The sequence below is a fragment of the Pseudomonas sp. QC2 genome, from assembly GCF_002859085.1.
GTDB classification, from domain to species: domain Bacteria; phylum Pseudomonadota; class Gammaproteobacteria; order Pseudomonadales; family Pseudomonadaceae; genus Aquipseudomonas; species Aquipseudomonas petroselini.
The window spans coordinates 138873-158653 of record NZ_PKKS01000014.1 but is presented as its reverse complement, the minus strand read 5'-3'; the positions used below and the strand labels follow the sequence as shown (position 1 = coordinate 158653).

The following is a 19781-nucleotide window of genomic DNA, read 5'->3' as shown; positions in this document are numbered from 1 at the left end:
TGTCTGTCTGACCCATTGCGTCAATGTCGGCAAGCGATGTAAAAAAGAGGGCGAGCCCTTTTTTCAGAAACGCGGTCTGATCCTTTTTTAACTGAGTCGGTATTCAATCTAACAGCGAAGCGTTCTTGAGCAGATCGGATAGCCCTTCAGGTACTAAGCGGGACGTCGCGGTGAAACTGGAGCTGTTATGCCAAATGGCTTTGAACGCTGCACCGTCACTTTCACAACCGTCTAGCCAAGGCTGCTCATAGACCGTTACGTCGTCAAACCTTGCATCGTAAATTTGGACAATCTCGTGTCCTGGCTTCCCCGCGTAGATGAAAATGCTTTCCAAAGTGCCAATCAGCCGAATGTCGCTGATCGATAGGCCCAGCTCCTCCCGCACTTCTCGGGCGATGGCATCGATACCCCTTTCACCAAACTCAATGCCTCCACCAATAGGGCGAAAAAGAGTCTGCCCGTCACAGGCGTCATAGAATTGGTTGACCAGTATTTTTCCGCGATTATGAAAAATGCAAAGAGCAAGAGGCCGAATGTATGACTCTGACATGAATAAAACGCCCTTTTGGATTGTCGAGCAGTAGGTACTGTGTACGTCAGCGCAAGGCTCAGTAGCTGTCAGACGGCACGCATGATACACCATGTGTGAACTGACATTTATGCCTACTGGACTTCAATGCATAGGCTTGATGAATGATCCTGGGAGGTAAGCGACCCAAAAAAATGACAATCAGTACCAGGGGCTATGCTTGCTCCCCTTATGCTGCTCGACTCACATAAGGATGATTAAAAAAGGTGTGGCGGTATGACAGCAGATAAATCTTGTCCTGTGGTTCTGCGAGCCCGCGAAACGTTGGAGATCTTGGCGTTTGAGCATCCATTGGCGGGCCTGCAATTGGTCAAAGGCAGTGTCGAACCCGGCGAGTCAACCGACTTGGCTGCGGTGCGAGAGTTGATAGAAGAAGCTGGGATTCAATCCACGGCAAGGCGAGATTTGGGTGAGTGGCGTTCCATTGTAACGGGGCATATATGGGCGTTTCATGAGTGTCATGTTGCCCAAGACCTTCCCGATACATGGGTGCATTTTGCAGAAGATGATGGAGGTCATGAATTCAGATTTTTCTGGCATCCGCTGATGAGTGAGCCTTCTGAAAGATGGCATCAGGTTTTCAAGGATGCTTTAAGCTTTCTCCGGATTACCCTCGCTGAAGCCCAAGTGTGGGTTCAACTCGTCTTGAGCCAGTTCAATAAGGCACCCAAGGTGCGACACACCAACCTCGCGATCAAATTGACGTGCAATCATTGAATCGCTAGCTGATTTGAGATCTACCAAAAAACATCCCAAGAAACCATTGCGCTGCCTGTAGCCAAGACCATCTGCGTTTGTGCAAGCCGCACAGAAACCAGATGCCAATCCAGAACGCGCAACCCACGATTACCCTGACTGATCGCTAACAACCGCCCAGCCTTAATTTCCCGACTCACCTGCTCCCGCGACCTCCCCGCCAAACTTTCAGCCGTGGTGAAGGCTTTGCGTTGCTCGATGGTGCTGAGAACCGCCAGCTGGTCGAGGCGGGTTGGCAAAAAAAGCCACTTGTTAGAGTGGCTTTTTCTTTGTGTTTAGAGCGGGAAATGGGGCATGTATCTAGCGTTCGACCCATTGAAATCTAGAGGGTCTACCTGTAAGCGTCTGGCAAACATACCGTACGCGGGCAAGCTAAAACACTGTACGGGCTACAGGCTTACTTCAGGACATTGCAACCCGTCACGCATCGCCGTACAAAAGAAGTAAAAATATGGCTCACAGGCAAAGCTTGGCAAATAGCGAAGAGCCCTTAAGAATGGCTTCATCGATCACGGAAGGACACCGAGGCGAAACTTGATGACTCATGACACATACTGGCCGGAGGCGCCAGCAGCCCCGCCGACGTGCGTCCGACAACCTCAAGTGATCCTGCCAAAATACGTTTTCTAGTGGTTCCGTAAAAACCACTTATGAAACTACTTATACGTACTGGATCACCCTGATTTCCAGTGGTTTTCCGCAGAAACGAAAAAAGACGCCTAAGCGTCTATTTCATAAATCCCAGGCAAAAAAAAGCCACTCGCTAGAGTGGCTTTTTCTTTGTGTTTGGAGCGGGAAACGAGACTCGAACTCGCGACCCCGACCTTGGCAAGGTCGTGCTCTACCAACTGAGCTATTCCCGCGTCTTGGTGATGCGCATTCTATAGAATTATCAGAACCCGTCAACCCCTTGATTCAAAAAAGTTTTATTTCTTTTCAACGGTGGTGCGCAGATGCGGCCAGGCGGCGCGCAGATACTGGAGCATGGACCACAAGGTCAGGCCGGCGGCGATGAGCAGCAGGGCGTAGCCCAGCAGGACCCAGAAGGTGAAGTCCGACGGGTTGGCCAGCAGGATGACCAACGCGAGCATCTGCGCGGCGGTTTTCCATTTGCCCATGTTGGAGACGGCGACGTGGGCGCGGGCACCGATTTCGGCCATCCATTCGCGCAGGGCCGAAACCACTATCTCACGGCCGATGATCACGGCGGCCGGCAGGGTCAGCCACAGGTTGCCGTGTTCCTGCACCAGCAGGACCAGCGCAACGGCCACCATGAGTTTGTCGGCCACCGGGTCGAGGAACGCGCCGAAGGGCGTGCTCTGTTCCAGGCGGCGGGCCAGGTAGCCGTCGAGCCAGTCGGTGGCGGCCGCAAACGCGAACACCGAACTGGAAGCCATATAGCTCCATTCGTACGGCAAATAAAACAACAGAATAAAAATCGGAATAAGCAGGACGCGTAGAACGGTGATCAGATTAGGGATATTCATCGGCACAACTGGCTACGAGGTGGAAAGGCATTCTATTCGCTATGCAGATTCGCATAAATCAACTCAGCGAGCTTTTTACTGATACCGGGTGCTTTGGCTATTTCGTCAATGCTGGCACGGGACAGCTCCTGCAAGCCACCAAAATGTTTAAGCAAGTCGCGACGCCGTGTCGGCCCAACGCCCGCCACCCCTTCCAGGGTTGAGGTTCGCCGGGTTTTGCCGCGCCGGGCACGGTGGCCGGTAATTGCGAAACGGTGGGCTTCATCGCGGATCTGTTGGATCAGGTGCAGCGCCGGTGAGTCGCCCTTCAAGGTGAACTCATGGGCGGCATCATTCAAGTACAACGTCTCGAAACCGGCCTTGCGCGTGGCGCCCTTGGCCACGCCTAGCAGGATCAGGTCGGGCACCGCCAGTTCGTTGAGCACGTCGCGGGCCATGGACAGCTGGCCCTTGCCGCCGTCCACCAACAGGATATCCGGCAACTTGCCTTCGCCGTCCTTCAGCTTGCTGAAGCGCCGCGTCAGGGCCTGGTGCATGGCGGCATAGTCATCGCCGGCAGTGACGCCTTCGATGTTATAGCGCCGGTAATCGGATTTGATCGGCCCTTCCGGCCCGAACACCACGCAGGACGCCACGGTGGCCTCGCCGCTGGAGTGACTGATGTCGTAGCACTCCAGGCGCTGGGGCGGTTCGTCCAGGTTGAGGACTTCGGCCAGGGCGTCAAAGCGTGCGGCGACGTGCTGTCGATTTGCCAGACGTGCGCCCAGGGCCTGTTCGGCATTGGTCACTGCCAGTTGCTGCCAACGCGCGCGGGTGCCGCGTACGCGGTGGCTGATGTCCAGCTCGCGGCCGCGCAGCTCGTGGATCGCCTCGATCAGCGTGGGAAAGTCTTCGTGCACCACGTTGACGATCAGTTCCGACGGCAAGTCGCGCTCGGGGCTGCTGACGTAATACTGGCCGAGGAACGCGGCCATGACTTCGGCCACTTCTTCGTCAATACCGGTCTGCGGAAAGAAATTCTTGCTGCCCAACACCCGCCCGCCCCGCACGCTGATCAGGTGCACACAGGCGCCGCCCGGATTGACGAAGGCCGCGATGACGTCCACGTCGCCGGTGCCGCCTTCCATGCTCTGCTGATCCTGCACGCGCCGCAGCAAGGAGATCTGGTCACGTAACTCGGCGGCGCGTTCGAAATCCAGGGTGCTGGCGGCCTGCTCCATGGCGCCGGAGAGTTCGTCGGTGAGGGCATTGCTGCGCCCTTCGAGGAACATCACCGAATGGCGCACGTCCTCGGCGTACTCGGCCGGGTCCACCAGGCCCACGCAAGGCGCTTTGCAGCGTTTGATCTGGTATTGCAGGCATGGCCGCGTGCGGTTCTTGTAGAAGCTGTCTTCGCACTGACGCACAAAAAAGGTCTTTTGCAGCAGGCTCAGGCTTTCGCGGATCGCACCGGCGCTGGGATAGGGCCCGAAATACTTGCCCTTCTGCTTCTTCGCCCCCCGGTGAATGCTCAGGCGTGGGAAGTTGCCGTCGGATAAAAACACGTAGGGGTAGGATTTATCATCACGCAGCAGGATGTTATAGGGCGGCCGCCATTCCTTGATCAGCGTCTGCTCGAGCAACAGCGCTTCGGTTTCATTGGCGGTGATGGTGGTTTCGACCTGGGCGATACGCGCCACCAGCGCAGCAGTCTTGGGCGCGAGCCCGCTCTTGCGAAAATAGCTCGCCAGGCGGTTCTTCAGGTTCTTGGCCTTGCCGACATACAGCAGGCGTGCCTCGCTGTCGAACATGCGGTACACGCCGGGGCGGCCACTGCAGGTCGAGAGGAAGGCACTTGGATCAAACGGTGTAGTCATGTCAGGCGCTGGCGTCCACCATGCCGTGGCGCACTGCGAGCAGGGTCAATTCAACATCACTGCTGATGGCGAGCTTCTCGAAAATGCGATAGCGGTAGGTGTTGACGGTCTTGGGCGACAGGCACAGCTTGTCGGAGATCGTCTGCACCTTCTGGCAACCGACGATCATCAAGGCGATCTGGATTTCCCGCTCCGACAACGCATCGAATGGCGAGTCGCTAGTGGGCTGGAAAGACTTGATGGCCAATTGCTGGGCGATCTGCGGGCTGATGTAACGCTGCCCGGCAAATACCAGGCGAATGGCTTGCACCATCTCGGCCAGCCCAGCGCCCTTGGTCAGGTAACCGGCCGCTCCGGCCTGCAACAGGCGTGTCGGAAACGGGTCTTCTTCACACACCGTCACCACGACGACTTTGATATCCGGATGGCTGCGCAACAACTTGGTCGTGGCGCCGAGACCGCCGATACCGGGCATCTTGACGTCCATCAGCACCACATCGGGCTTCAACTCCCGAGCCTTGATCAAGGACTCTTCCCCTGACTCGGCCTGGCCGACTACTTGCAGGCCATCGATGTCAGCCAGCATTCGTGTAATGCCTGTACGAACGAGATCATGGTCATCGACTACTAGCACCCTAATCAAGCAGACACCTCGCGATATGGTCTTATAGGTTGCTGAACACCTTAGCAAAAAACCAAGGCGCAGACCTAGCTGCAAGCGTCATATATATAGAGTTTGAATACACGGGGGCCGCCCGCCGAGAGGCGGACGGCTCTATTTTGCTGGGCAACAGGTCAGGATTCTTGAGGCTGCTGCTTGGCTTTTCCATTAAATGAAACGGAGTGTTCGGCCAAGGTTGACGTCAAGCGGCGGATCGCCGCTTGGTCTTCCTTGAACATCGCGCGATAATTACCCAACACTTTCTCCTCAATCTCGCTGAGGTTTTCCAGCTGAATCGGCGTAGCAGTTCCGGTCAACACGTAAAGTACATCTACACCTTTTGCGGCGACTCGGGACAAATAATCGGCCTTGGGCGCACGCCCTCCACTTTCATATTTGCCTTGTGCGTTGGCTTCAACGCCTCCTATTTCACCGAAAACTTTTTGCGACAGGCCAAGTCGCTCTCTTTCTTGCCTCAAACGCGAACCGATTCCACTCATTTGGATGTATGATCCTATTTGGCACACCCCAAGAGGTGACACGCTCATCTCTTAGTTAAACAAACTTGAACGGTTTTGAACTATGCCCGGAATCCGCACTGCTGCACAAGCCAAGGCCTGGCTGGAACATCAAGGAAAGTCAGTTCAAGCGTTCGCCCGCGAGCACGGCGTTGATCCGGCTACCACGTATCAAGTGCTCGCTGGGCGTAAAAAGGGACGGCGTGGAGAGGCCCATAAGGTGGCGGTCCTTTTGGGCATGAAAGAAGGGATCATCCTTGCTGAGGCTGATGGCCAACACAACGTTCAGGAAGTCGTTTCCTGAAGCCAGTATGCGCTTATTAGCATCAACTGCATGGTTTAGGTTCAACGGCAAACACGCTCCATCCGCCAGAAGCAGTCTTCTTCACCCACGATGCTCATCCCACTGCGCTGATAGAGCCTCTTGGCCGGGTTGTTCTTAAACACGGTCAAGCGCAATAAACCCGTCGCCTGCGCCTTGAGCGCCATCTGTTCCAACACCCAACTGCCCGCACCCAGCCCGCGATACGCCTCAAGCATATGCAACTCACGGATATAGAGTGCCCGCCTATCGGCGCTCAGGCTGATAAAGCCCATCACGGTGTCATCGTTGCAGATCAGCCAGTTCTCACGCCCGGCCCAAGCGACGTCGAAGCCCTGGTTGGACCACACCAGCTCGTATTGCAGGTAATAACGGCTCATGGCCGCAAAGGTCAGGCTTCGAGCAAAGGGAAGGTCCTGGTCTGTTGCCGCGCGCAGATTGAACGCCATTCAGACGGCTACCACTTGGCCAGTCCATGGCCCGCCATCGCGACGGGCAATCACCAGCGCATCGCCAATACCGGGCGCCGCGGCCAGTAAGCTGCCATCAACCGCCCAGATCGCGCTGCGGCCGGCGCACACATAGCCACCCGACGGGCCACCATGGTTGGCCATCAGCACCAGCAAGCCATGTTCGGCCGCATAGCCCTGGAGCAACGCGCTGTCAGTGGCATAGCCACCTTCGCTGATCAACACGCCGGCGGCGTATACCGTGGCTCCAGCCTCAGCCGCCAGGCGCGGATGGCTGGCATGGGAGAAGTCCGCGCACACCGCCAACGCGATACGCTCGCTCCGCCATTCGAGGAGCGCACCGCCCTGCCCTGCGACAAATGCCCGTTCTTCGCCAGGATGCAAATGCTGTTTGGTGTAGACCGCCATTGAGCCATCCGCCCCCAACACCAGCGCGCCGATCAACACACCGGCCTGCGGCGCCAGGCGGATGGGCATCCCCACCACTGCTGTCAGCCGTAGCGCCTGGGCCATCTCCCGCAGCGGCGCCAAGACAGGGTCGTCTGGCGCAATCGCCAACCCGGCCGCCAATGAAGGTTCATACCCGGTCAGCGACAGCTCCGGAAACACCAGCCATTGCACGCCGTGCCGGGCCGCCGCGCCCATGAACGTCAAGTGCCGTTCGATATTGGCCGCAAGGTCTCCGGCGATGGAAATGGATTGAGCAGCAGCAAGGGTCAAAGCAGTCATGGTCGCGTCCAAGCAATCGGTATCAACGTGGGATCAGCATATCTCGACCTATAGCCGTTGGTATCCACGTGCAATAGAAATTAATGATTGAGTCCTCCTGCCCGCCTCTAGTAAGCTCGCCACATCATTTGGAGACTCACCATGTTGCCACTTACCCATACTCAGGTTTGCCCTGCTGCCAGCGCCCAGCGCTTGGTATCGGCTACCCGTGTGAGCGGTTCGAGCGCACCGGTAAGTTTTTATTTTGGGTATTGGTTTAGCCACTGGCGCGCCTGATACCTGAAATCGGCGGCCACTACTCAAGGGGTCGCCTACCAGAGAAATCTAACCCCCGGTCGGCTCCCCGACCGGGGGTTTTGTTTTTTCAGGCCCCTCTATATTTCGCAGAACACTTAAAGGACACACGACATGAACTACGCCACTTATTACCGCTACGACACTTCCACCGCATGGCGATTTAGCCAGCTCCGCTCGGGACAGCCTGCCGCCTCCGATCGGTCACCTATTGGTGGCAAGCCAACACACGTAGCCAATACGGCCAATTGTCGAACACCCCAGTAGGGCCAGCGCGCGGGAACAGCCCGCCGCTTGCCCAGGAAGCCTTAATATGAACTCTGCCACCGCCGCTTTGCCCGTCTCTGCCCTGACCAGCGCCAATGAAGCCCTGACCCAGCGCCTGCCCAGCTCTCTTGAGCTCAAGCACCAATTGCCTCTCAGCCCGTTCCTCAACGAGCAAGTCCACGCCCATCGCCAAGCCGTGCGCGCCATCCTCAATGGCGAAGATTCACGTTTGCTGGTGATCGTCGGCCCGTGCTCGATCCATGACCCTGAGTCAGCCATGGAATACGCACGCAACCTCAAGAAGCTCGCGCTGGACGTCAGCGACCAGATGCTGCTGGTGATCCGTGCCTACGTCGAAAAACCGCGCACCACCGTCGGCTGGAAAGGCTTGGCTTACGACCCGCACCTGGACGGCAGTGATGACATGGCCGCCGGCCTCACCCTGTCCCGCCAACTGATGCGCGAAATGCTGCGCCTTGGCTTGCCGGTCGCCACCGAACTGCTGCAACCCATGGCCGCCGGCTACTTCGATGACCTGCTCAGCTGGGTCGCGATTGGCGCGCGCACCACCGAATCGCAGATCCACCGTGAAATGGCCAGCGGCCTGGGCATGCCCGTGGGCTTCAAGAACGGCACCGACGGCGGCGTTGCGATTGCGTGTGACGCCATGCGCTCGGCCTCCCATCCGCACCGCCACTTCGGTGTCGACAGCCAGGGCCACCCGGCGATCATTCAGACCCCCGGCAACCCCGACACCCACTTGGTGCTGCGCGGCGGCCACCGAGGGCCGAACTACGATGCGCAGAATGTGGCACAGGTGAAGCAAGATTTGGCCAAGTCAAAGGTGACGGCGAGGATCATGGTCGATTGCAGCCACGCCAACAGTGGCAAGGACCCGCTGCGTCAACCGGCGGTATTCAACGACGTGCTGGAACAGCGCCTGCAAGGCGACACCTCGCTGATCGGCATGATGCTCGAAAGCCACCTGTTCGAAGGCTGCCAAGCGTTGAGCGCGTCGATGAAATACGGCGTGTCGGTGACAGACGGCTGCCTGGGCTGGAGCGGCACCGAGCAGTTGTTGCGCAACGCGGCTGAGCGGTTGCGCCAACAACACACCATCATTGACTGATGAAGATCAGAATGTGGGAGCTGGCCTGCGATAGCGGTATATCAGCGAGCGAGTTGTAGCCTGACACGCCCCATCGCAGGCAAACCAGCACCCACATTTGCTCAGTGTTCGGCTCAGTAAGTTGGCGCAGCGTTCAAACTATTCGTGACCTGCGGTAAAGAGTCCTTTTCGGATTCGGCGGTTTTTCCGAAGGAACGACGGGCGGATACTCGACTCCATTGTTCACCCCCCTTCAGGAGTTACTGATGTCTATCGCTACGCAAAACGTTCCGGCCTTCGGCCTTGGCACCTTCCGTCTGCAAGGTCAGGTGGTGATCGATTCCGTCGCCGCCGGCCTGGAACTGGGCTACCGCGTGATCGACACCGCGCAGATCTACGAGAATGAAGCAGACGTCGGCCAAGCCATCGCCGACAGTGGCGTGCCGCGCGATGAGCTATTTATCACCAGCAAAATCTGGATCGCTAACTTCGCCGAAGGCCAGTTGATTCCGAGCCTGCGTGAAAGCCTGCGCAAACTGAAAACCGACTATCTGGACCTCACCTTGATTCACTGGCCTTCACCCGAAGATCAGGTGCCTGTCGCCGAGTTCATGGGCCAGTTGCTGGAAGCCAAACGCCTGGGCCTGACCCGCCAGATCGGCATCTCCAACTTCACCGTCGACTTGATGAAGCAAGCGATTGCAGCCGTTGGCGCGGAGAACATCGCCACCAACCAGATCGAACTGCATCCCTACCTGCAAAACCGCAAGGTCGTGGACTTCGCCACCGCTAACGGTATCCAGATCACGTCCTACATGACCCTGGCCTACGGCGATGTGCTCAAAGACCCAGTGATCGAGCAAATCGCCGAACGCCATCAGGCTACTCCCGCGCAAGTGGCGCTGGCTTGGGCGATGCAACTGGGCTATGCGGTCATCCCGTCATCGACCAAACGCGCCAACCTGGAAAGCAACCTCAAGGCCCTGCAACTGACCTTGAGTGCTGCCGACATGGCGCAGATTGCCGAGTTGGAACGCGGCCATCGCCTGACCAGCCCCAAGGGTATCGCCCCACAATGGGACTAAACCCCTGCCGCAGGCGTGCGGGATAATTCCCGCAGCCAGGGCAGCACACGCAGGCCGGTGCTGGACGCGGGAGGGTCGATAATGTCCATGAAGTGTTCGAGGTTGACGCTGTCCGGCACACCGGGCAACCGGACCAGCACCGTCGGCGTCGCCTCGGGAGTTGTTCCCAGGTCCAGGTGATCGTAGACCAGCACGTGATGCGCCTGGGGTTGAGGCTGGCACGTGTGGATCGCGAGCCCCGCGTTGATGATCAGCACATCAAAGGGCTGTGCCGGGATGGCGGTGAGGAGTTGGACCTCTTCAAAGGTTTGCACCGGTACGATCCGGTGATACCCCAACTGGTTAAGCATTTTCTCGATGTACAGCCGCTGTAGGTGTTGTTCATCGGCAATCAGGATGGTCAGTGCTTTGTTTGGCATGGCGAATCCCTGGGCAGGCATCGCTCGTCAGTGAGCGAGGCCCATTCTCCAGACATACACTGACGACAAAATCAGGCTTATTCCCGTTCAATGTAGGAGTTGTCCCAAATCCACCGAATGGCTATCAGGCGTGCTTGCTGTGCAGGTGCAGGCTCAGGCGCTGATGCAAGCCATCGACGGCCATGCCAACCGCCTCCACCGCTGCCGACAATGCATCACGGTCACGCCTTTGACACGCCTCCTCCAAGGTTTCGCAACCGGCGACCAACGCCTGGGCCCTGACCATCCGGGCACCGCCTTTTATACGATGAGCCAGGTCATGCAGCTTGGCGAAATCCGCGTGCTGTTGCAGCGCCGGCAGCAACAGGCGGTCCTCTGCGAGGCTATTGAGCAATGGCAGCAGCAACTCATCAAGTACGGCACCGTCGCCCCCCGTCAGCATGACCAATGCGCTCAAATCAAACGTCGGTTCGGCGTCCTCCACGGCGGCACTGGCAGTGCGTGATGCCAGCGCCACACGCAAATCATCAAGACCGGTCGGTTTGAATAGACAACCATCCATGCCCGCCTGCCTGCAGCGCTCGGTTTCCTCCGGTTGGGCGTTGGCGGTGAACCCCAGCAACAGGCACGGAACCAGGCCGAGCCGACGCTCTTGTGCACGGATATCACGGGCCAACGTGTAACCGTCCATAACAGGCATATTGCTATCGGTGATCACGCCATCAAAATGCCCGGCCTGCCACAGTGCGAACCCCTCGGCGCCATCTTCGGCCGTGACGATGCGATGCCCCAGGAAGCTCAATTGCCGAGTCAGCAACAGGCGGTTGGCCGGGTAGTCATCCACCACCAGGAGGCTCAATGCATGAGCCGGTGGCACAGGCGGAGCCGATGAAGAAAGCGGTGCAGCGGTGGCCAACTCCAGCGCCAGGGTCACATCCACCCGAGTCCCCTTGCCCAGCACACTGCTCAAATGCAGTTGGCCGCCCATCATCTCGCACAGATTGCGACTGATCACCAAGCCCAACCCCGAACCACTGCGTGCTGATTGATCGTTATTGCTGCCCTGGATAAAAGGGTTGAACAAACGTTGTTGATCCTCGGCACTGATGCCAATCCCCGTGTCCTCCACATACAGCCGAAGGTTCAGAGGGTCGCTCGCCACTGCCGGTGTGCACTGGGCGCCCAGGCGTACCTGGCCGGTCGCGGTAAACTTGATGGCATTGCCCAGCAGATTGGACACCACTTGTTTGAAGCGCATAGGGTCGATCAACACTAACCGGTCGATCATCGGGTCGAGCGCCACGTGCAGCAACAGCCCCTTATCCCGCGCCAGCCCCTCGAAAACCCGCGCCACGGAAGCCAACATTTCATGGAGATTGGCAGGTGCCAGGGTCAGGGACAGGTGACCGGTTTCGATCCGCGCAATGTCCAAGATATCGCCGATCAGCTCCAGCATGCTGCGGGACGCCATCGATGCCACTTCGAGGGCATCCTGATCGACGCGGCCCTGCTCGGCGTTCTTCTGAGCCAATTCGATCATGCCGATCACCGCGTTCATGGGCGTTCGGATCTCATGACTCATGGTCGCCAGGAAGGTGGTCTTGGCGCGATTGGCGGCGTCGGCCTCCTCCTTGGCTTCCTGCAACTGGCCCAGCAGGCGCTGGCGTTCGCTGACATCCACCCAGCCAGCAATCATGCCCACCACGTTGCCGTTGCTATCACGGTACGGCAGCATCCATTGGTAAATCGTCAGCACGCCACCGCCGGGCACCTTGAGCACCCGGTCGTGAATCTGCGGCTCCCCACGCTCCATCAAGCTCAAATAGTCAGCATGGAAAGATTGGGCCTGGGGCGGGTTGCCGGTGTCGGTTTCCACCACCGTCTTGCCGATCACGTCCTCCAACTTGAAGCCGAACACATCAAGGTAAGCGTTATTACACGCCATCAAGCGGCCCTGGCGGTCACGTACATAAATCGGGTGGGGCGTGCCGTCGATCAGCACGCTCATAAACCGCATCTGGTCGCTCAAGGCCCGTTCGGCCTGGGCACGCTTGTGAATCAGGTTACGCAGGTAGAGCACCCAACCCAACGTGACCAACAACAGCACGGCTGCCAGGCCGAACCCTTGGATAATCACGTTGCGATGGCTGATCCAGTAGCTGTCCTCGATGATGATCTCACTGCGCCAATGGTTGGTCAGTTCGTCCATTTCCTCGGGCGTGATACTCAACAGCGCCTTCTCGAGGATTGAATACAGTTCCAGCTGGCTGCGATTGACGCCGAAGGCAATCCGCGCCGGTTCCGTACCCACCGTACTGGTGATACGCAGGCGATCACGGTAATGGCGCGCGATCATGTAACGGGCACTGATCAGCGACACAACCGTCGCATCGACACCGCCTTTGGCGACCAACTCCATGGCTTGCTCAGGGTTCTCGACCGCCACAAAGACGATACCAGGATAATCCCGCGCCACTTGCACGGCGAGGCTGTTGCCGCCGATAAACGCCAGGCGTTTGCCGGGCATGTCTTCCAGGGTAAGCAGGTGCTCATCGCTGGCGCGCGCCACCAGCACATAGGGGTTGGACAAGTAAGGCCGGGTAAAACGGACTTTCTCGGAGCGCTCGACGCTGGGCGTGATCACCGCCATCATCTCCACTTGGCCAGCGCTGACCTCGTCCACTTGCCGAGGCAACGAACTGCCCTGCACCACCTCGAATTTCAAGCCTGTGCGCAAGCTGATCCGCGACAACACCTCGTCACTCAAGCCGATGAACTCCCCTTGCTCATTGAAAAATGACAGCGGCATAAACTTGTCGAGCGCCGCGACTTTCACGCGTGGATGCTTCTCCAGCCAGCGCTGTTCACTGTCACTCAAGCGCAACCGGTCAGCCTCCAGAAAGCCGCTACCGCCCGCACTCCAGCGCCGCAGAATTTCCATCTGCTGGCCGGCCGGGATGACAGCCAGCGCGGCATTGACGATCTTCAACAGGCGGATATTGTCCCCGGTGAAAGCGAACCCGAACGGGTTGACCTCCAGCGCGGAAAAATCAGCCATGCGCACGTTATTCAGGTGATTCTTGTTGATCAGGTAGCGGGTGCTGATGGCATCGCCGAGGTAAACATCGGCCTGGCCGAACGCTACGGAACCGATGGCCTGGTGGGTCGAGCCATATAACAACAATTGCGCCTGGGGATAAAAGGCCTGGACAGCGTCGGGCTGCATATAGTGGTAGAGCATCGCGACACGTTTGCCGGCCAGGTCGACGCTCAATGAATGACTGTCCCCCGCGCGGGTCACCAATACGGGTTGATCATTGGCGTAGGAACGGGACAATACCAGCGCTTTGTCGGCCGCCTCATAGCCGTTGGCCGACCCGACTAGATCCACGTTGCCCAGCTTGAGTGCCTCGATCACTTCATCGCGGGTGTCGTAGCGTCTAACCTCGATAGGTACATTCAAAATAAGGCTGATCAGCCACGTATAGTCAGCAGTGATCCCTTCAAAATCATTATCGTTGCTCAAGTCGAAAGGGGCGTAGTCGGGCGCGGACACCCCCATCACTAACGTGCGCCGCTCGCGCAGCCAGCGCCAGTCGCTTTCATCAAGCTCAACACTGGGGTGTTCAAGGGAAGAATGGCCGAGGAGCCGCAGGGTATGGGGTTCGTCCAGGGCCATCGCCGAGTAGGGCAACAGCCCCAACAGCAGGATGGCCGTGAATTTCACCAGCCGGAAGGTGGTCATTTCAGATCAGATCAGGTGGTTGCGCTGCGCAAACTTGGACAGGTGCACCACCGATGACATGCGCAGCTTCTCCTTGAGTCGCGTCTTGTAGGTGCTGATAGTCTTATGGCTCAACAGCATGTCCTCAGCGATTTCCTTGTTGCCCAGGCCCAGCGCCAACTTTTGCAACACGGTCAGCTCGCGGTCCGACAGTGCGTCCACCAATTCCTGCTCGGTGGTCTGCAAATCGTCGCGGCGGACTGAACTGGTGGGCAGGCTGGGGAAGCAACTGTAACCAGACCGGATCGCCCTGATTGCCTTTTGCAACTCATCAAGCTCACCCGTCTTGGCCACAAAGCCCATGGCACCGGCGCGCATGCAGCGTGTGGAGAAGAACACCGCCAGATAAGAGGTCAGCACCAGGATCTTGCAAGGCAGTTCGAGCGCCTTGATCCGGCTGATCACCTCCAACCCGCCGAGCTTGGGCATTGCCAGATCGAGGATGACCAAGTCCGGACGATGCACCCGCGCAATCTGCATAGCGTCGGCACCGTTGCCCGCTTCCAGGATTTCTACGAAGCCTTCCTGTTTCAACAGATGTTTCACAGTGGCGCGTATAAAAGGGTGATCATCCACAATTAAAGCTTTGCTCATAAGACTCCCCCGAGAGGATCAGTACGCTTACATATCACGCGGGACCTATCTACCTGTGAAAAGTAACAGTTCCGACAAACGGCGCTGATTACTCGGCAGGCAGTACAGACCCCTCCTTTTGATAAAACACGGTAAACACATAGAGCCACGCCCTGGTTCCTGAGGCGCAAGCGGGAAACCTTAACAACAGCGTGTCTTATCAAATGAAGGGATAGTCTCGAATTATTGTAGGACTTTTCCTCGCGATAGCATGACCCGCGTTGCACGGGACAATGCCTGACAGCCGGGGACTACTCGGTAGTACTGGGGCTCCAGAACGCCTGCACGACAAGGGTAGACATCGAAATTCGCGCCACCAGCGCATCCAGTTCGTCACCGTCTACCGACGTCACGGCCAGGGTGGCTTCTATTTCCACCTCCTCCGTGCCGAAGGGGCGCACGTCGACATCGCTGGCGGGATAGTTACAACGCGCCAGCTCGGCTTCCAGCAACGCCAATACGGCTTTCTGCTGAGTACGCCGTGCAATGACATACAGGATATTAGTGACCTCCGCCGACACCACGTCCAACGGCTGACGGTTGATGTTATTGACGATCGGCCGCAGCAAGGTGTTGGCCGCCAGCACAAACAGGGTGCCCAGCAGCGCTTCCAGGATCAGGTCGGCACCCGCGCAGGCACCCACCGCCGCCGACGCCCAGAGGGTGGCGGCCGTGTTGAGCCCACGCACGTTGCCTTCCTCGCGCATGATCACGCCGGCGCCGAGAAAGCCGATGCCCGAGACCACATACGCCACCACCCGCACCGCGCCTTCCGCACCGCCGAGACGGTTGGCCATGTCGACGAAGATCGCCGCGCCCACCGCCACCAGCACGTTGGTCCGCAGACCTGCCGTGCGCTGTCGGTACTGGCGCTCGAAACCGATCAGGCCACCGAGGATGAAGGCCGCGGTGAGGCTGACCAGCGTATCAACCAGGGAGTTGAGGTTGATGTTGTCGATTGCTTGCATAGAAGATCTTCCCTGTTTATTGCCAGCCGAACTTACGGATGTAGTAGCCCTTCACCGCCTGGGTCAGCGCCATGTACGCCAGCAGGATCACCGGCAGGAACACAAAGTACAGCGACGGCAGCGCCTGCAATTTGAAGTAGTGCGCCAGCGGCCCCATCGGCAGGAAAATCCCCACGGCCATGATCACACCGGTCATCACCATCAACGGCATCGCCGCGCGGCTCTGCAGGAACGGGATTTTCGGGGTGCGGATCATGTGCACGATCAGCGTCTGGGTCAGCAGCCCCACCACGAACCAGCCGGACTGGAACAGCGTCTGGTGGTCCGGGGTGTTGGCATCGAAGACATACCACATGAGCGCGAACGTGGTGATGTCAAAGATCGAACTGATCGGCCCAAAAAACAGCATGAACCGCCCCACATCGCCGGGCTGCCAGCGTTGCGGCTTGGCGAGCATCTCGGCGTCGACGTTATCGAACGGAATCGCGATCTGCGAAATGTCATACAGCAGGTTTTGCACCAGCAGGTGCATCGGCAGCATCGGCAGGAACGGAATAAACGCACTGGCCACCAGCACCGAAAACACGTTGCCGAAGTTGGAACTGGCGGTCATCTTGATGTACTTGAGCATGTTGGCGAAGGTACGCCGGCCTTCCAGCACGCCCTCCTCCAGAATCATCAGGCTCTTTTCCAACAGGATGATGTCGGCGGCTTCCTTGGCGATATCCACCGCACTGTCGACCGAAATCCCGATATCGGCAGTACGCAGCGCCGGCGCGTCGTTGATGCCATCACCCATAAAGCCCACCACATGCCCGTTAGCCTTGAGCAGGCGCACGATGCGCTCCTTGTGGGACGGCGTCAGCTTGGCGAACACATTGGTGGTTTCCACGGCCTTGGCCAGCTCGGCGTCGGTCATGTCCTCGATGTCATTGCCCATCAGCAGGCCCTGCTGCTCCAGGCCCACTTCGCGGCAGATTTTAGCGGTGACCAGTTCGTTGTCACCTGTCAGCACTTTCACGGCGACGCCGTGGGCTTTGAGAGCCTTGAGCGCAGGCGCGGTGCTTTCCTTCGGTGGGTCGAGAAAAGCCACATAACCGATCAGCGTGAGGTTTTGTTCATCCGCCAGGCTGTAGGTGTCGCGCCCCGGCGCCATCGGTTGCGCGGCCACGGCCACCACGCGCAGGCCTTCTTCGTTGAACGCGGCGGTGACCTGGCGAATGCGCGCCAGCAGGTCATCGGTCAGCGCTTCGTTGACGTCGCCATGGCGCACGTTGTTGCACACCGACAGAATCTCTTCGACCGCCCCCTTGCAGATCAACAGGTGTGGCTGGCCTTGCTCGGCGACCACGACGGACATGCGGCGACGATTGAAGTCGAACGGGATCTCATCGACTTTCTGGAACGCCGTACCCACCTTCAACTCGCGATGCACCTCCACATGCTCCAACACCGCCACGTCCAACAGGTTTTTCAGGCCCGTCTGGTAGTAGCTGTTGAGGTAGGCCATTTCCAACACGTCATCGGACTCTTCCCCCCACACGTCCACATGGCGCGCGAGGAAAATCTTGTCCTGGGTCAGGGTGCCGGTCTTGTCGGTGCATAGCACGTCCATGGCGCCGAAGTTCTGGATCGCGTCCAGACGCTTGACGATGACTTTTTTACGCGAGAGAAACACCGCGCCTTTGGCCAGGGTCGAGGTGACGATCATCGGCAGCATTTCCGGGGTCAGGCCCACGGCAATCGACAGCGCGAACAACAGCGCTTCAGTCCAGTCACCCTTGGTGAACCCGTTGATGAATAGCACCAGTGGCGCCATCACGAACATGAAGCGGATGAGCAACCAACTGACCTTGTTGACGCCTTGCTGGAACGAGGTGGTCGCGCGGTCGGTAGCGGTTACGCGCTGGGCCAACGCACCGAAATAGGTGCTGTTGCCGGTGGTCAGGATCACCGCCGTCGCCGCGCCGGACACCACGTTGGTGCCCATGAACAGGATGTTTTCCAGGTCCAGCGGGTTACGGGTGTTGGCATCTTGCTGCTGGGCGAACTTCTCCACCGGCATCGATTCGCCGGTCATCGCCGCCTGGCTCACGAACAGGTCCTTGGCACTGATGACACGGCAGTCGGCGGGGATCATGTCACCGGCCGACAGTACGATCAGGTCACCCGGCACCAAGTGTTTGATCGGCAGCTCGATGCGCTTGGTTTCATCCCGACGCAGCACGGTCGCCGTGTTGCTCACCATCGCCTTGAGGGCGTCGGCCGCCTTGTTCGACTTGGCCTCCTGCCAGAAGCGCAGCAGTGTCGAGAGCACCACCATGGAGAAAATCACCGTGGCCGCCTTCATGTCCTCGGTCAGCCAGGAGATCACCGCCAGCAAAGTCAGCAGCAGGTTGAAGGGGTTTTTGTAGCAATGCCACAGGTGCACCCACCACGGCAGCGGCTGCTCGTGCTCGACTTCGTTGAGGCCGTATTGCACGCGCAGGGCGTCGGCTTCCTGGGTGTTCAAGCCTTCGGAGTGGCTGCCCAGCGTGCCGAGCAATTGCACGGCACTGCTGTTGGCCGAAATCACCAGGGTTTGCGCCAGGGTCGGCGGCACTTCGCGGCTGACGCTGGCGTCGGCCACGGTGTCGAGCATCGCCAAGCGGCGGAAATGCCGGGCGATATGCCGGGTCCGCAGGAAGCCGGCGAAGAACTCTTTCAACAGTGTGAAGTTCATGGTGTTACTCCTGCGCGAGGAAACACTCGTGCAGGTACCGCCTCGCGCACCGCGCCCGTTTTAAAGGCACAGCCGGCTTGGCCCGCCCGCCGTAAAAGGCAGGCGCGTCCGTCGCATCCCGAGGTTAATCAGGTGCTGGTCAGCGTCGATGAGAGGGAATCGGACAGGAGCCAGGACTGGTCACTGCCGCGATGCCGCTTCTCGCTTTATTGGCGAGACAACGGCATCTGGAGAATGCGCGTTACCTTGCCAAGTCTATGCCGGTCAACGAAACCGGCCGACTACTGTCACTCGAACAAGTACCCACTGAGGGTCTCCGCAATTGATGAAAACGCGCGAAGCTTACGCCCCGATACTAGGAGAGTAAACCGTAGGAAAGCTTCCGAATGATGAATAAGAAGATTCTTCAGGGAGGGTTCAGGTACGCCTTTTCCTGGGCCCACTGAGGATCAAATGTGGGAGGAAGCAAGCGCCCGCCCATAGGGTTGGGTGTACATTTACTGTGACGCGGTGTCCGGTCGGTCCCTTGCCACCAATGCCAGGTAATCATCCACCTGCCCACCGCCCAATGCCTTGACCTGAATCGACACCCTGTTCACCTGCCGCCCCATCGTGACTCCCTCACGGGTACGCACCTGCACATAACCGAGTTTTGGCCAGAAACGTTCAGCACGGGTGTTGCCGATGACCACCGTCAACCGCAACCATTGGCCGTCATTGCGAACCACCCACGCTTCAAGATCCGCATGCAGCTGGTGCGCCAGCCCGGTGCCGTGCAACCGTGCATCCACCAGCAACAGACCGATATGCCAGACGCCGACCGCCAACACATCCGCCGCAATGTTCACCACCGCCACCAGCTCATTGTCCTGATCGCGGTAACCCAGCCAATACATCCGCCGGCATGTCCACCCTACCGGCAACTGCCCCAGCAACTCCTCATGCGCTTCAGTCGGCGTGGCCGGCTCGCCATTCACGGCGACGAAGTAATCCGGTGCGCGTTCAAAAAACCGCTGCAACTCGGCCTCATCCCCACCGCCCAGCTCAGTGACCCGAATGCCCGCAACGGAGCCCCCCGGCAACAGGTGCGCATCCACGTCCATATTCATCCGC

At 58.6% G+C, this 19781-nt stretch carries 16 protein-coding genes, 1 tRNA gene and 1 pseudogene; 4 read left to right on the top strand and 14 right to left on the bottom strand.

Features of this window, described 5'->3' with window-relative positions:
- Positions 1 to 103 precede the first annotated feature (103 nt).
- Positions 104 to 550 carry an NUDIX hydrolase gene (locus QCBJ_RS13830; RefSeq protein WP_012723492.1) on the bottom strand — a complete coding sequence of 149 codons (447 nt, stop codon included), beginning with the start codon at positions 548 to 550 and terminating at the stop codon, positions 104 to 106.
- Between the two features lie 255 nt (positions 551 to 805).
- Here QCBJ_RS13830 and QCBJ_RS13825 point away from each other — a divergent pair.
- Positions 806 to 1210, top strand: a pseudogene (locus tag QCBJ_RS13825) (NUDIX domain-containing protein); the annotation flags it as partial.
- Positions 1211 to 2132: 922 nt separating this feature from the next.
- On the opposite strand, the gene QCBJ_RS13815 reads toward QCBJ_RS13825, so the two are convergent.
- The 5 genes from QCBJ_RS13815 to QCBJ_RS13795 form a co-directional block, all read right to left on the bottom strand.
- A tRNA-Gly gene (locus QCBJ_RS13815) sits at positions 2133 to 2208 on the bottom strand.
- 63 nt (positions 2209 to 2271) lie between these two features.
- Entirely contained in the window at positions 2272 to 2832 is a 561-nt protein-coding gene (pgsA, locus tag QCBJ_RS13810) for a CDP-diacylglycerol--glycerol-3-phosphate 3-phosphatidyltransferase (RefSeq protein WP_012723427.1), read from the bottom strand.
- Positions 2833 to 2864: 32 nt separating this feature from the next.
- Positions 2865 to 4688: an excinuclease ABC subunit UvrC gene (gene uvrC, locus QCBJ_RS13805; protein ID WP_093545044.1), complete on the bottom strand. Its 1824-nt coding sequence runs from the start codon at positions 4686 to 4688 to the stop codon at positions 2865 to 2867.
- A gap of 1 nt (position 4689) precedes the next feature.
- Positions 4690 to 5331, bottom strand: a complete 642-nt coding sequence (gene uvrY / locus QCBJ_RS13800) for a UvrY/SirA/GacA family response regulator transcription factor (RefSeq protein ID WP_003190387.1) — start codon at positions 5329 to 5331, stop codon at positions 4690 to 4692.
- 152 nt (positions 5332 to 5483) lie between these two features.
- Entirely contained in the window at positions 5484 to 5849 is a 366-nt protein-coding gene (locus QCBJ_RS13795; protein ID WP_012723425.1) for a helix-turn-helix domain-containing protein, read from the bottom strand.
- An 82-nt stretch (positions 5850 to 5931) separates the two neighbouring features.
- On the opposite strand from QCBJ_RS13795, the gene QCBJ_RS13790 reads away from it, so the two are divergent.
- On the top strand, positions 5932 to 6171 hold the full coding sequence (locus QCBJ_RS13790) for a DNA-binding protein (protein WP_080567175.1): 240 nt from the start codon (positions 5932 to 5934) through the stop codon (positions 6169 to 6171).
- Positions 6172 to 6212: 41 nt separating this feature from the next.
- On the opposite strand, the gene QCBJ_RS13785 is transcribed toward QCBJ_RS13790, so the two are convergent.
- On the bottom strand, positions 6213 to 6638 hold the full coding sequence (locus QCBJ_RS13785) for a GNAT family N-acetyltransferase (RefSeq protein ID WP_102061037.1): 426 nt from the start codon (positions 6636 to 6638) through the stop codon (positions 6213 to 6215).
- Positions 6639 to 7388, bottom strand: a complete 750-nt coding sequence (locus tag QCBJ_RS13780; RefSeq protein WP_102061036.1) for a carbon-nitrogen hydrolase family protein — start codon at positions 7386 to 7388, stop codon at positions 6639 to 6641.
- Positions 7389 to 7995: 607 nt separating this feature from the next.
- On the opposite strand from QCBJ_RS13780, the gene QCBJ_RS13775 reads away from it, so the two are divergent.
- Both QCBJ_RS13775 and dkgB read left to right on the top strand, forming a co-directional pair.
- On the top strand, positions 7996 to 9078 hold the full coding sequence (locus QCBJ_RS13775) for a 3-deoxy-7-phosphoheptulonate synthase (RefSeq protein WP_102061035.1): 1083 nt from the start codon (positions 7996 to 7998) through the stop codon (positions 9076 to 9078).
- Between the two features lie 245 nt (positions 9079 to 9323).
- Positions 9324 to 10142, top strand: a complete 819-nt coding sequence (gene dkgB / locus QCBJ_RS13770) for a 2,5-didehydrogluconate reductase DkgB (protein ID WP_102061034.1) — start codon at positions 9324 to 9326, stop codon at positions 10140 to 10142.
- Here dkgB and QCBJ_RS13765 read toward each other — a convergent pair.
- From QCBJ_RS13765 to QCBJ_RS13740, 6 genes are all read right to left on the bottom strand, one after another.
- Positions 10139 to 10561: a chemotaxis protein CheY gene (locus tag QCBJ_RS13765; protein WP_043206182.1), complete on the bottom strand. Its 423-nt coding sequence runs from the start codon at positions 10559 to 10561 to the stop codon at positions 10139 to 10141. The genes dkgB and QCBJ_RS13765 overlap by 4 nt on opposite strands.
- A gap of 124 nt (positions 10562 to 10685) precedes the next feature.
- Complete coding sequence (locus QCBJ_RS13760) at positions 10686 to 14306, bottom strand: transporter substrate-binding domain-containing protein (protein ID WP_102061033.1); 3621 nt, start codon at positions 14304 to 14306, stop codon at positions 10686 to 10688.
- 6 nt (positions 14307 to 14312) lie between these two features.
- Positions 14313 to 14939, bottom strand: coding sequence for a response regulator transcription factor (locus tag QCBJ_RS13755; RefSeq protein WP_012723417.1), 627 nt, complete (start codon positions 14937 to 14939; stop codon positions 14313 to 14315).
- A gap of 290 nt (positions 14940 to 15229) precedes the next feature.
- Positions 15230 to 15946, bottom strand: coding sequence for an MgtC/SapB family protein (locus QCBJ_RS13750; RefSeq protein ID WP_012723416.1), 717 nt, complete (start codon positions 15944 to 15946; stop codon positions 15230 to 15232).
- 16 nt (positions 15947 to 15962) lie between these two features.
- Entirely contained in the window at positions 15963 to 18668 is a 2706-nt protein-coding gene (gene mgtA / locus QCBJ_RS13745) for a magnesium-translocating P-type ATPase (RefSeq protein ID WP_102061032.1), read from the bottom strand.
- Positions 18669 to 19165: 497 nt separating this feature from the next.
- Positions 19166 to 19771, bottom strand: a complete 606-nt coding sequence (locus tag QCBJ_RS13740) for a GNAT family N-acetyltransferase (protein WP_102061063.1) — start codon at positions 19769 to 19771, stop codon at positions 19166 to 19168.
- Between the last annotated feature and the right edge of the window lie 10 nt (positions 19772 to 19781).